The organism is Comamonas sp. B-9 (genome assembly GCF_000410635.1).
Taxonomy (GTDB): Bacteria; Pseudomonadota; Gammaproteobacteria; order Burkholderiales; family Burkholderiaceae_C; genus Comamonas.
Map to the genome: position 1 here is coordinate 45,884 of NZ_KE148651.1, position 11,665 is coordinate 57,548.

Below are 11,665 nucleotides of genomic sequence, written 5' to 3' on the forward strand. Positions count from 1 at the left end.
GCTGCAGCCAAGCGCAGCGCGACTTCGACAAGCCATGCCAACGCTGGCAACGCTGGCAAGGCGTCTACCCAGAAGCCCAAGAGCGGGCCGCAGCCCAGCGCGGCACGCAGTGCCAGCAAGCAGACGGCACCCCGCAAGGCGACGCCCACCAACGGCAACCGACAGTCCGCGCCACGCAAGGCCGCCCCGCGGACGGTCGCCCCGCGCAAGCCTTCCCCCGGCCAGCGTTGAGTCAACAGTACGGTTGAGCGTTGGTGATTTTTTAGCGCGGGACTGGCCTGGCCGCCGCGCAGCAGCAGGTTTTTGACAATGGCAGGCACAAAGCTTTTTCCCTATGGCCATGTGACCCATCCCGACTGGCGGATGGCCGTGGCGCTGGTGGTGGCCCAACTGCGTGGCCGCATGGCCCAGGCGGGCTATGCCAGCGCGCCCAACCTGGGGCTGGTGTATTTCACCGATGCCTTTGCGCGCCATGCGCCGCAGCTGCTGGAAGCCTTGCAGGACGAGTTTCCGCAGATCGGCGACTGGAGCGGCTCGGTCGGCGTGGGCGTGATGGCCTCGCATGCCGAATACCTGAACGAGCCAGCGCTGTCGGTCATGCTGCTGGAGCTGCCTGCCCATTCCTACCGCCTGTTTTCGGGCATCGCACCACTGCCGGTGGCGCCTACATCGCCCTGGGAGCGCGCGCTGGTGCATGCCGATGCGGGCCTGCCGGATTTTGCAGAACTGCTCGAAGAGCTGGCCGCGCGTACGCGCGCCGGCAGCGTGCTTGGCGGCCTCAACTCCGAGGCGGTGGCGCCGCTGCAACTGGCCTGGAGCAAGGCGCTGGGCCCGAGCCACAGCGGAGTGCTGCGCGGTGGGCTCTCGGGCCTGGCGTTCTCTGCCGATGCCGGTGTGGTGCAGGAGCTGACCCAGGGCTGCCAGGTCATGGGCGCGCGCATGCGCATCACCGCGATGCAAGGCCATGTGGTGCTGGCTTTGGATGGCCGGCCCGCGCTCGATGTGCTCGAAGAGCTGATGCCCGTGCGGCTGGATGCGGACCCCGAGCGGGCCACCCGCACGATGCGCCATATCCATGCCGCGCTGGAGCCGCATGCGCCCGAATCGGCTGTGCACGCCGGGCAGCTGGGCCCGGAGGCGCGCGTGGTGCCGCTGGTAGGCGTGGACATGGCCAGCCGGGGCATTGTGCTGTCAGAGCTGGCGCAGCCCCAGCAGTACCTGTGCTTTTGCCAGCGCAACCTGTCGGCGGCCCGCGCCGATTTGCTGCGCATGTGTGCCGAACTGCAAGAGTCGCTGTCGCCCGCCGAGGCGCAGACCGGTCTGCCGCTGGGCGATAGCGCCCTGGGCGATGCGGTGGCCGGCCGCCGCATTGCGGGGGCCGTCTACATCAGCTGCGCGCAGCGGGCGAGCCCCTATTTCGGCGTGCCCGGCGCCGAGCTCGAGCTGATCCACCATGTGCTGGGCGATATCCCGCTGGTGGGTTTTTACAGCCAGGGCGAGATTGCCGGCCAGCAGCTGCACCGCTATGCCGGTGCGCTGATGCTGTTTACCCAGGCCGCTTAGCGGTTGCCACCCGGCTGCAGGCGCCGCATTTCGGTAAACACCGACAGCTCCCAGCTGCGTATGGCCAGCAGCAGGGTGTAGCCCTCGCGCTCCTTCTCGGGCAGGCGCTGGTCGGTCAGGTGCTGCTGTGCAAAGTCCTGGGCCACGCGCTGCAGGCGCTCCAAAAAGGCCGGCGCCAGGGTGCGGCTGATGGCGCCATGCACGAGCATCAAGCCCTCGCCGGATTTGTCGAAGGTGCCCGAGAAATAGTCGTGCACCGCGTTCTCGCGGAAATACTCCATCACCGGGCCATGTGGGCGCCAGCGGAAGGTCTTGGCCAGCTTGAGCCGGTAGCGGTTCATCGGGCGCAACTCGATGATGCCGATGCGGTCGAGCTGCGCCAGGTACTTGATGCCCTCGGCCTCGCTCAAGCGGTAGGTGGCCAGCACCTGCTCCAGCGTCCACTGGCTGAGCACGCAGATGGCCATCAGCAGCAGCTTCTTGTCTGCCACTACCGCCTGCTCCTGCTGCTGCGTCAGCTCCTTGATCAGCGGCTGGTTGTCGGCCACGCGGCGCGCCAGGTCGGCAAAATCGAGGCGCAGCACATGGCAGATGGCATCGATGCGCGACAGCGGCATGTCGCCCTTGGCCAGCATGCGCTTGACGCTGGACTCAGCCATGCCCAGCGCCTCGGCCAGATCGGCATAGGTCATCTGTGCGGCCTTCAGCTCTTTCTTCAATGCCAGTACCAGATCGGCGGTGGTGCTCATGGGTATCGTCCTGTCATACTTTGGGTGCCATCATAGGGGATCGCGCCGGGATTTCGAGACGCTCTGGCGCGCCAGCGGCACAGTGCAGGCCATGACTGATACCTCCTTACCCCCAAGCCCCCGCAGCCTGGCTGCGGAATACGCGCTGTATGCCTTCTATGCCGCCCTGCTGGCCTTGGCCTGCCTGGGGCCCCATGTGCCGCAGGCGGCCCATTACCATGACTTTGCCGACCAGCGCCCGCTGCTGGGCCTGGTCAACGCGGCCGATGTACTGAGCAATCTGCCGTTCCTGCTGGTCGGCATCTGGGGCTTGCTGGCGACTTTCAAAACGCCCGCAGAGACGCTGCGCTCTCAAAGGGCGACGCCCTGGTTGCTGCTGGTGTTTGGCGGTTTGGTGCTGACCGCCGCCGGTTCGTCCTACTACCACCTGCTGCCCGGCGATCTGCGCGTCTTCTGGGACCGCATGGGCATGGTGCCGGTGTTTGCCGGGGTGCTGGGCCTGGCGCTGCAGTCGCTGCTGAACGCCCGCGCCGCCTGGCTGACAGCACTCGCCGTGCTGCTGGGCGGACCGCTGGCGCTGTGGATCTGGTTGCAGACCGGGCAGTTGCTGCCCTGGGCCGTGTTGCAAGGCGCAGGCATGGTGCTGCTGGTGGTACTGGCGCTGTGGCAGCAGCGCAGCCCACCGGCCGCTCATCTCATCCGCTGGCCCCTGGCCGCCATCGTGGCCTGGTATGCGCTGGCCAAGCTGTTCGAGCTGGGCGATGCCGCTGTCTGGGCCGGCAGCGGCCATCTGGTGGCCGGCCATGCGCTCAAGCACCTGGCCGCTGCGCTGGCGGTGTTGCCGCTGCTGCGCAGCTTGCAGCAACTGCGCCATTGGGCGCACGCAAACCGCGCGTCCGCAGGCACAATCGGGGGCGGCGCGCTGGGGGCAGGGCGTTTGCGCTGAATGCCCGGTACCGACCACCCCCACCGCCCTTGATCCGCCAGGAGATGCTTGTTCCATGAACCGTCCACATGCCCCGTCTGTGCCTGCCACTGAGGCGCCAGACCGTCCCAACCAGTTTGCCTTGCTGGGCCAGCGCCGCTTTGCCCCTTTCTTCTGGACCCAGTTCGCCGGGGCCGCCAACGACAACCTGTTCAAGTTCGCCTTCACCGTCATGGTGACCTACCAGCTGCAGGTGGCCTGGATGCCGCCTGCGATGGCCGGCCTGGTGATCGGGGCCTTGTTCATCCTGCCTTTTTTGCTGTTCTCGGCCACCTCGGGGCAACTGACCGACAAGTACGAAAAGCACCGCATGATCCGCTTCGTCAAGGACCTGGAGATTGGCGTGATGCTGATCGCTGGTGTGGGCTTCTGGATCGAGAGCCCGGCGCTGCTGCTGGGCTGCGTGTTCTTGATGGGCCTGCATTCCACGCTGTTCGGGCCGGTGAAGTTTGCCTACCTGCCCCAGGTGCTGCGCGACGATGAGCTGACCGGCGGCAATGGCATGGTCGAGATGGGCACCTTTGTCGCCATCTTGCTGGGCAATGTCGTGGGTGGCCTGCTGGTGGCTCTGCCCGGTATCGGCCATGCCGCGGTGGGCGTGGCCTGCCTGGGCCTGGCGATGGTGGGGCGCCTCACGGCGCAAGGCGTGCCGGTGGTGCCGGCCACCGACCCGGGCCTTAAGATCAACTGGAACCCGGTGAGCGAGACCTGGCGCAACCTGAAGCTGGCGCACGGCAATGTGGTGGTGTTCCGCTCGCTGCTGGGCATCAGCTGGATGTGGTTCTTTGGCGCGGTGTTTCTGAGCCAGTTCCCCAGCTTTGCCAAGGAGGTGCTGCATGGCAACGAGCATGTCGCCTCGCTGCTGCTGGTGGTGTTTTCCATCGGCATCGGCCTGGGTTCGCTGCTGTGCGAAGTGCTCTCGCGCCGCCAGGTGGAGATCGGCCTGGTACCCATTGGCACCATCGGCATGAGCGTGTTTGCGATTGACCTGTACTTTGCCTCGCGCGGCCTGGCGCAGCCGGCCCAGGCCTGGACGGCGCTGGCGTTCATCAGCCAGCCGGCGCACTGGCGCGTGATGGCCGATCTGGCGCTGCTGTCGCTGTTTGCGGGCCTCTACAGCGTGCCCATGTATGCGCTGATCCAGCTGCGCAGCCAACCCACGCACCGCGCCCGCATCATTGCGGCCAACAATATCTTGAATGCGCTGTTCATGATTGCCAGCTCGGTCATTGCCGGCGCCTTGCTGGGCGCGGGCTTCACGGTGCCGCAGATCTTTCTGTTCACTGGCATTGCCAATGCCATCGTTGCCACCTACATCTTCTTGCTGGTGCCCGAATACCTGCTGCGCTGCATTGCCTGGCTGGTCACCAACCTGGTCTACCGCTTTCGCGTGCAGGGCGCGCAGCACATCCCCACCAGCGGGCCGGCGCTGCTGACCTGCAACCATGTGAGCTTTGTCGACCCCATCCTGATGATGGCCGCCAGCCCGCGCCCGATCTACTTTGTGATGGACTACCGCATCTTCCGCACGCCTTTGCTGGGTTGGTTGTTCCGCCTGTGCAAGGCCATTCCGGTGGCGCCCCGCAGCGAAGACCCTGCCGTCTACGAGGCCGCCTTTGCCCGGGCCGCGCAGGTGCTGCGCGAGGGCGATCTGCTCGCTATCTTTCCCGAAGGCGGCATCACCCGCGATGGCGAGCTGCAGGCCTTCAAGGGCGGCGTGATGAAGATCCTGGAGCAGGCCCGTGCCGATGGGCTGGAGGTATCTGTGGTGCCGATGGCGCTGACCAACCTCTGGGGGTCGTTCTTCAGCCGCATCGAGCCCAAGGGCGCGATGACCCGGCCGTTCCGCCGAGGCTTGTTCAACCGCGTGACCTTGCGCATTGGCGCTGCCAGCCCGGCTGCCGAGTGCTCTGCCGAGCAGCTGCGCCAGCGCGTGGGCGAACTGCTGGACCAGGAGAGGGGCCATGGCAGTGGCTCGCCCGCTTTGGGATAATGCAGGCTGGACAACGAATGGCTTTGTGATGACCTCTCTAACGATTCTGTACAAAAGCGTGGCAGCCCTGGTGGCCATGTCCGCCCTGGCCGCCTGCACCAGTACTTCGGGCCTGAAGCCGCTGCATGACCCTGAAGAGAAGGAGGCTTTCACACGCGCCACCGTCTATGCCGGCCCGCGCAGCCCCGCATCGGCCTACTGCGTGCAGATGGGCGGCGCCTTGCTCAACACGCCCAAGGGCAAGAACACCTTGTGCAGATTCCCCGACGGCAAGGAAATGGATCCCTGGGACCTGTTCTGGCGCGACAACCCAATGAACTGAGCGCCCCAGCAACGACAAACCCCTGCCCGCGCATCGTGCGCTGGCAGGGGTTTTATCTTGCGGAGTCGCTGGCGATCTAGGTTTTAGATCACGCCATGCGTCTTGAACCATTCCTGCATGCGCTTCCAGCCGTCTTCGGCCGCATCCTTGCGGTAGCTGGGGCGGTAGTCGGCATGGAAGGCGTGGCCCGCTTCCGGGTAGACATGGAAGCTCGACGCAGCAGCGGCGGCATTGCCAGCGGCACCGACCTTTTGCAGGCTTTGCTTCATGGCTTCCACGGACTCAAGCGGAATGCCCTGGTCCTTGCCGCCGTAGAGGCCGAGCACGGGGGCCTTAAGCGCGCCGCTCAGGTCAATCGGGTGCTTGGGCTGCAACTCGCTCGCAGCGCCTTGCAGGCGGCCATACCAGGCGACACCGGCCTTGACCTTGCCGGTGGCGGCATAGAGCCAGGTGATGCGGCCACCCCAGCAAAAACCGGTGATGCCGGCGCGGCTGGTGTCGCCGCCATTGTCCTTGGCCCAGGCCAGGGCAGCGTCCAGGTCCTTGATGACCTGGGCATCGGGTACCTTGCTGACCAGCTCGCTTTGCAGCTGGCTGATTTCGGTGTATTTGCGCGGGTCGCCCTGGCGCGCAAACAGCTCGGGCGCAATGGCCAGGTAGCCCAGCTGGGCCAGGCGGCGGCAGGTGTCGGCAATGTAGTCATGCACGCCAAAGATTTCCTGGATCACCAGGACCACTGGCAGGTTGGTCTTGCCAGCAGGCGCTGCGCGGTAGGCGTTGACCTGGAAGCCGTCAACCGTGTACTGGATCGTGCCGGCCGTCAGCCCGGCATCGGGGGTCTTGATGGCGGTTTGCGCCATCACTGGCACCGCTGCTGCGGCGTAGCCTACGCCCAGCGCCATTTGCAGGGCGCTGCGGCGGGTGCTGCCGGCCAAGGTGGCGCGGCCCGGGAGAAGGGAGTCGAAATCGGCATTGCTGGGAGTCTGGGACATAGGATTTCCTTTTCTGCGGATGGCAGGCCCATTATGGGGGACGATAAAAAACAGCCCGTGACAAGGTGGCTGGCGCGCCGGCGCCGCCGTGTTCATGCAAGAAAAATGCCTGGCATCGCCAGGCATGGTGGGTTGCACGGTTGGACTCAGCTCACTTCCACAGCGCGCACTTGGTTTCTTCCTTGGTCGTGAAGACCTCGTCACCGGGCAGCTTCTTGACGATCTTGTAGTAGTCCCAGGTGCCCTTGGATTCCTGCGGGGTCTTGACCTGGACCAGGTACATGTCGTGGATGTAGCTGCCGTCGGCGCGCAAGGTGCCCGAGCCAAAGAAGTCGTCCATCTTCATGCCGCGCCAGGTCTCCATCACCTTGTCGGCATCGGTGGTGCCGGCAGCCTGCACGGCCTTGAGGTAGTTCATCGTGGCCGAGTAGTCGGCGGCCTGGATTTCGGTGGGGCGGCGCTGGGTTTTCTTCATGTAGGCGTCGGCAAACTTGCGCGTTGCGTCGTTCATGTCCCAGTACCAGCTGGTGACGAACTGCATGCCGGCGGTGTTCTTCAGGCCCAGGCTGTGGATGTCGCTGTAGAAGACGAGCAGCGGCGCAATCTTCATCGACTTGTCGATGCCGAATTCCTTGGCCGCCTTGATGGCGTTGATGGTGTCGCCGCCGGCATTGGCCAGCGCCAGCACCTGGGCCTTGGAGCTTTGCGCCTGCAGCAGGAAGGATGAGAAGTCGGAGGCATTGAGCGGGTGGCGCACGGCCGCAGCCACGGCGCCGCCCTTGGCCTTGACGACCTTGGTGGCATCGGCTTCCATCGCATGGCCAAAGGCATAGTCGGCGGTCAGAAAGAACCAGTTCTTGCCGCCGTTGTCGACAATGGCGCCGGCCGCACCCTTGGACAGCGCCACGGTGTCATAGGCATAGTGCACGGTGTAAGGCGTGCAGGCCTCGTTGGTCAGCGCCGAGGTGCCCGCGCCGTTGTTGATCATCACGCGCTTTTTCTCATCGGCCACCTTGGCCAGCGCCAGCGCGGTGCCCGAGTTGGTACCGCTGAAGATCATCGTCAGGTTCTGCGTGTCGATCCACTCGCGTGCCTTGCTGGCGGCGATATCGGCCTTGTTCTGGTGGTCGACCACCAGCATTTCGATCGGCTTGCCCAGCACCTTGCCGCCAAAGTCGTCAATCGCCATCTGGATGGCGGTGGCGCCACCCTTGCCTTCGAGGTCGGCATAGAGGCTCGACAGGTCGGAGATATAGCCGATCTTGACCTTGTCCTGTGCATGGGCCGTGCCCATGGCGGCGGTCAAGCCCAGCAGTCCCAAGGTGGCCAAGGCTTGCGCCAGGCGAGTGCGTTGCATAGTTGCTCCTGATGTTTATGGTGTTGTCTCGATGCGGCAGCCGCATGGACCCGATACTGGCATGCACAGCGCCGGGTGGTATTGGGACAATTACTGCGCTGCACCGGGTGCCTTATTGGGCAGAGCTTCCCTAAAAATAGCTGCCAGTGCTTGTCTGAAAAGCACGGGCAGCTATCAATTCAGGAGTCTCGCGCCCGGCTGGGCGCTTGTGCACAGTGACTTGGCTTTTTTGCGCACCCCCGTCGAACGGGTGCTCAGCGCTGCTGGCTGCGCAGATAGGTCTGCACGATGGCGGCGGCATCGACGGCGAAATGCTGGCGCAGCGCCGCGCGCGAATCACTGCGGCCAAAGCCGTCCGTCCCCAGCGTGTAGTAATGCTGGCGCGGCAGGCCACGGTCGTCCGTGGGCAGGTAGGCTCGCACCAGCTCGGGCAAGGCGCGCACATAGTCGCTGGCGGCAATGATGGGGCCTTGCGAAGACGCCAGCTGCTGCGCAAACCAGCTGGGGGTGCTGGCCTTGCCGGCGCGCCAGAGCTCCAGCTGGGCCTCGCCATCGCGGGCCAGCTCGGCATAGCTGGTGACGCTCCAGACATCGGCAGCGACGCCATGCTCGCGCTCCAGAATGGCAGCGGCCTTGAGCACCTCGCCCATGATCGCGCCGCTGCCCAGCAGCTGCACCCGGCGCGGGCTGTGTGCGTTGCCAGCCTGCAGCCGGTACATGCCCCGGATGGCGCCTTCATGGGCCTCAGGCGGCAGGCTGGGGTTGGCCACGTTTTCGTTGGTGACGGTGATGTAGAAGAACTCGTCGCGCTGCTCTTGCAGCATGCGCTGCATGCCATGGTCGATGATGACGGCCAGCTCGCCGGCAAAGGCGGGGTCGTAGCTCTTGCAGTTGGGCACCGTGGAGGCGCTCAGCAAGCTGCTGCCGTCCTGGTGCTGCAGGCCTTCGCCGCCCAGGGTGGTGCGCCCGGATGTGGCGCCGATCAAAAAGCCGCGCGCGCGCTGGTCGGCAGCGGCCCAGATCAGATCGCCCACGCGCTGGAAGCCGAACATGCTGTAGAAGATGAAGAACGGCAGCATGGCCGTGCCATGGGTGCTATAGCTGGTGGCGGCCGCCGTCCAGGACGACAGCGCGCCCGCTTCGCTGATGCCTTCTTCCAGGATCTGGCCGCTGCTCGCTTCGCGGTAGAGCAGCATCGAGGCGTTGTCCTCGGGCTGGTAGAGCTGGCCAAAAGGCGCGTAAATGCCCACCTGGCGGAACAGCCCGGCCATGCCAAAGGTGCGTGCCTCATCGGCCACGATGGGCACGATGCGCGGGCCCAGGGTCGGGTCCTTGAGCAGGTTGCCCAGCTGGCGCACAAAGGCCATCGTGGTGCTCATCGGCTTGCCCTCGGCCTGCAGTGCAAAGCCGGCCGTCGCCTGCAGATCGGGCACGGCCACGGGCGTGGCCTGGCCTTTGCGCGCCGGCAAAAAGCCGCCCAGCGCCTGGCGGCGCGCCAGCAGATAGCGCATCTCGGCGCTGCCATCGGCTGGCTTGAGGAAGGCGGCCGAGGTGGCCTGGGCATCGCTCAGCGGCAGGTTGAAGCGGTCGCGGAAGGCCAGCAGGTCTTCGGCGCCCAGCTTTTTTTGCTGGTGCGAGGTCATGCGGCCCTGGCCGATGCTGCCCATGCCATAGCCCTTCATCGTCTTGGCCAGCACCACGGTGGGTTGGCCGCTGTGCGCAGCGGCGCTGGCAAAGGCGGCGTGGATCTTGACCGGGTCATGGCCGCCACGGCGCAGGCGGTCGATGTCGCTGTCGGACAGGTGGGCGACCAGCGCCGCCAGCTCCGGGCTCTGGTTGAAGAAATGCTCGCGGTTGAAGGCGCCATCGTTGGCCGACAGGGTCTGGAACTCACCATCGACCGTGTGCGCAAACGTGCGCGCCAGCACATGGCTGTGGTCGCGTGCCAGCAGCGCATCCCACTCGGAGCCCCAGAGGCATTTGACGACGTTCCAGCCCGCGCCGCTAAAGAGCGCTTCGAGCTCATCGACGATACGGCCATTGCCGCGCACCGGGCCATCGAGCCGCTGCAGGTTGCAGTTGATGACGAAGATGCAGTTGTCCAGCCCCTCGCGTGCGGCCAGGGTGAGGGCGGCGATGGATTCGGGCTCGTCCATTTCGCCATCGCCAAAAAAGCCCCAGACCTTGCGGCCTGCGGTATCGGCCAGGCCCCGGTCGGCCAGGTAGCGCATGAAGCGCGCCTGGTAGATCGCATTGATCGGTCCGATGCCCATCGATCCGGTGGGGAACTGCCAGAACTCGGGCATCAGGTAGGGGTGCGGGTAGGAGCACAGCCCCTGGATGCCCTGGCTGGCGGCCACCAGCTCCTGGCGGTAATGGGCCAGGTTCTCTTCTCCCAGGCGCCCTTCCAGAAAGGCGCGCGCATAGACGCCGGGAGAGGAGTGGGGCTGGAAATACACCAGATCAGCGGCCTGGTGGCCATCATCGGCGCGGAAGAAATGGTTGAATCCGGTCTCGAACAGATCGGCCGCCGAGGCATAGCTGGCGATGTGGCCACCCAGCTCGCCATGCGCGGCATTGGCGCGCACCACCATCGCCAGCGCGTTCCAGCGCAGGATGGCCGAGAGCTTTTTCTCCAGCGCCACATCGCCGGGGTAGGGCGGCTGCTCATCCACCGTGACGGTGTTGACGTAGGGCGTGTTGCCCGAGGGCTTCCAGGCCACATGGCGCTTGCGGGCATGGGCCAGCAGCGCGTCGAGCAACGCGCCCGCCTGCTCCTTGCCCTGCGCCGAGCCATAGGCCGCCAGCATTCCATCGAAGGCATCGCACCACTCGGCCAGTTCGGCCGGGTCAGCTTGCGGGGTGGCGGGCACATGGTGGGGCGGCTGGCGCACGGTGGTCTCCTGTCTGGTTCTTGGTGAATGCTTGGAATCATGCCATGGAAGCGTCGCCCAGGCGCGAGGCCCGGCGACAACGGCGGCACCTTGAAAGTATTGCCTTGCGATACCTGGTTCTTTGAAAACTGCTACCGGCATTAAAGGGGGATGCTGGCGCAGCCGCTTGCCTGCATCATCGCAGCGTGTTCAACCAAAGCGGGGCCCTGTTGCTCCGACCCACCATGTCTCCATTCTCCAATCCTGTTCAGCGTGACACCCGTGCATGGCAATACCAGGTATGGATCTCGTTCGGTATTGCGGTCTCGATGTGCGCGATCGGCCTGGCCTGGCTGCCAGGGCAACACCTGGAGCAGGCATTCATGGTGATGGGCTATATGTTCTGCCTCTCGGCCGCCTTTGTGCTGGCCAAGTTTGTGCGGGACAAACAGGCGGACAGCCGCCAGGCAGCTGGCGACACCCCCATGTGGCGCTTTGTGGTCTGGGGCGGTTTTGCGATCGCGATGGGGCTGACCGGCTGGGGTTTGCTCAGCATGGACATCAACCCGACCTACAAGGCCTTTTTGGGCGTGAGCTGGATGTACATGATCACCACCGCCTTCACCCTGGCCAAGATGCTGCGCGACAAGCATGAGTCGGACCTGGCCAGCGCTATCCAACAGGCCCGCAGCATGCGCAGCGCGCCCCGCGAGCAGGACGCGGGCCACCCGCAGGAGCGCGTGTGAGCGCCCATCGGATGATGCAGCCAACACGGGAGCAGCATATGTTCAATCTTACGGTTCGCAAATGGCAGCGCCGCGCTGCTGCCAC

Annotated in this window: 10 protein-coding genes; 5 read left to right on the forward strand and 5 right to left on the reverse strand. The window is 65.4% G+C overall.

Annotation, left to right across the window (positions count from 1 at the left end; all coding sequences use genetic code 11):
- A partial coding sequence (locus tag H928_RS32970) for a hypothetical protein (RefSeq protein ID WP_204366336.1) occupies nucleotides 1-320 on the reverse strand: 320 nt, incomplete at its 3' end.
- On the opposite strand from H928_RS32970, the gene H928_RS0121340 reads away from it, so the two are divergent.
- Nucleotides 310-1,563, forward strand: a complete 1,254-nt coding sequence (locus H928_RS0121340; RefSeq protein WP_021028325.1) for an FIST N-terminal domain-containing protein — start codon at nucleotides 310-312, stop codon at nucleotides 1,561-1,563. The genes H928_RS32970 and H928_RS0121340 overlap by 11 nt on opposite strands.
- On the opposite strand, the gene H928_RS0121345 is transcribed toward H928_RS0121340, so the two are convergent.
- The gene (locus H928_RS0121345; protein WP_021028326.1) at nucleotides 1,560-2,312 is read right to left on the reverse strand and encodes a helix-turn-helix transcriptional regulator; all 753 of its coding nucleotides are present in this window, start codon (nucleotides 2,310-2,312) and stop codon (nucleotides 1,560-1,562) included. The genes H928_RS0121340 and H928_RS0121345 overlap by 4 nt on opposite strands.
- 91 nt (nucleotides 2,313-2,403) lie before the next feature.
- Here H928_RS0121345 and H928_RS29160 point away from each other — a divergent pair, with 91 nt between their 5' ends.
- The 3 genes from H928_RS29160 to H928_RS0121360 are packed head-to-tail and all read left to right on the forward strand — an operon-like array spanning nucleotide 2,404 to nucleotide 5,612.
- On the forward strand, nucleotides 2,404-3,258 hold the full coding sequence (locus tag H928_RS29160) for a hypothetical protein (protein ID WP_148293260.1): 855 nt from the start codon (nucleotides 2,404-2,406) through the stop codon (nucleotides 3,256-3,258).
- A gap of 55 nt (nucleotides 3,259-3,313) precedes the next feature.
- Nucleotides 3,314-5,290 (forward strand): MFS transporter, encoded by a 1,977-nt coding sequence (locus tag H928_RS29165; RefSeq protein ID WP_052330169.1) that lies wholly within the window; start codon nucleotides 3,314-3,316, stop codon nucleotides 5,288-5,290.
- Between the two features lie 28 nt (nucleotides 5,291-5,318).
- Nucleotides 5,319-5,612 carry a DUF333 domain-containing protein gene (locus H928_RS0121360; protein ID WP_052330171.1) on the forward strand — a complete coding sequence of 98 codons (294 nt, stop codon included), beginning with the start codon at nucleotides 5,319-5,321 and terminating at the stop codon, nucleotides 5,610-5,612.
- An 83-nt stretch (nucleotides 5,613-5,695) separates the two neighbouring features.
- Here the strand turns inward: H928_RS0121360 and H928_RS0121365 are convergent, their stop codons facing one another.
- The 3 genes from H928_RS0121365 to mdeB all read right to left on the reverse strand — a co-directional run bounded on the left by H928_RS0121365 (nucleotide 5,696) and on the right by mdeB (nucleotide 10,855).
- Nucleotides 5,696-6,604 carry a dienelactone hydrolase family protein gene (locus H928_RS0121365; RefSeq protein ID WP_021028329.1) on the reverse strand — a complete coding sequence of 303 codons (909 nt, stop codon included), beginning with the start codon at nucleotides 6,602-6,604 and terminating at the stop codon, nucleotides 5,696-5,698.
- A gap of 151 nt (nucleotides 6,605-6,755) precedes the next feature.
- Nucleotides 6,756-7,961 (reverse strand): ABC transporter substrate-binding protein, encoded by a 1,206-nt coding sequence (locus H928_RS0121370; RefSeq protein WP_021028330.1) that lies wholly within the window; start codon nucleotides 7,959-7,961, stop codon nucleotides 6,756-6,758.
- 254 nt (nucleotides 7,962-8,215) lie between these two features.
- Nucleotides 8,216-10,855: an alpha-ketoglutarate dehydrogenase gene (gene mdeB / locus H928_RS0121375; protein WP_021028331.1), complete on the reverse strand. Its 2,640-nt coding sequence runs from the start codon at nucleotides 10,853-10,855 to the stop codon at nucleotides 8,216-8,218.
- Between the two features lie 224 nt (nucleotides 10,856-11,079).
- Here mdeB and H928_RS29170 point away from each other — a divergent pair, with 224 nt between their 5' ends.
- Nucleotides 11,080-11,580, forward strand: a complete 501-nt coding sequence (locus tag H928_RS29170; protein ID WP_021028332.1) for a YiaA/YiaB family inner membrane protein — start codon at nucleotides 11,080-11,082, stop codon at nucleotides 11,578-11,580.
- Nucleotides 11,581-11,665: the final 85 nt, after the last annotated feature.

Bases quoted from the DNA above. Each gene is read 5' to 3' on its own strand.
- H928_RS0121340 (WP_021028325.1), top strand. From the start codon at position 310: ATGGCAGGCACAAAGCTTTTTCCCTATGGCCATGTGACCCATCCCGAC.
- H928_RS0121345 (WP_021028326.1), bottom strand. From the start codon at position 2,312: ATGAGCACCACCGCCGATCTGGTACTGGCATTGAAGAAAGAGCTGAAG.
- H928_RS29160 (WP_148293260.1), top strand. From the start codon at position 2,404: ATGACTGATACCTCCTTACCCCCAAGCCCCCGCAGCCTGGCTGCGGAA.
- H928_RS29165 (WP_052330169.1), top strand. From the start codon at position 3,314: ATGAACCGTCCACATGCCCCGTCTGTGCCTGCCACTGAGGCGCCAGAC.
- H928_RS0121360 (WP_052330171.1), top strand. From the start codon at position 5,319: ATGACCTCTCTAACGATTCTGTACAAAAGCGTGGCAGCCCTGGTGGCC.
- H928_RS0121365 (WP_021028329.1), bottom strand. From the start codon at position 6,604: ATGTCCCAGACTCCCAGCAATGCCGATTTCGACTCCCTTCTCCCGGGC.
- H928_RS0121370 (WP_021028330.1), bottom strand. From the start codon at position 7,961: ATGCAACGCACTCGCCTGGCGCAAGCCTTGGCCACCTTGGGACTGCTG.
- H928_RS29170 (WP_021028332.1), top strand. From the start codon at position 11,080: ATGTCTCCATTCTCCAATCCTGTTCAGCGTGACACCCGTGCATGGCAA.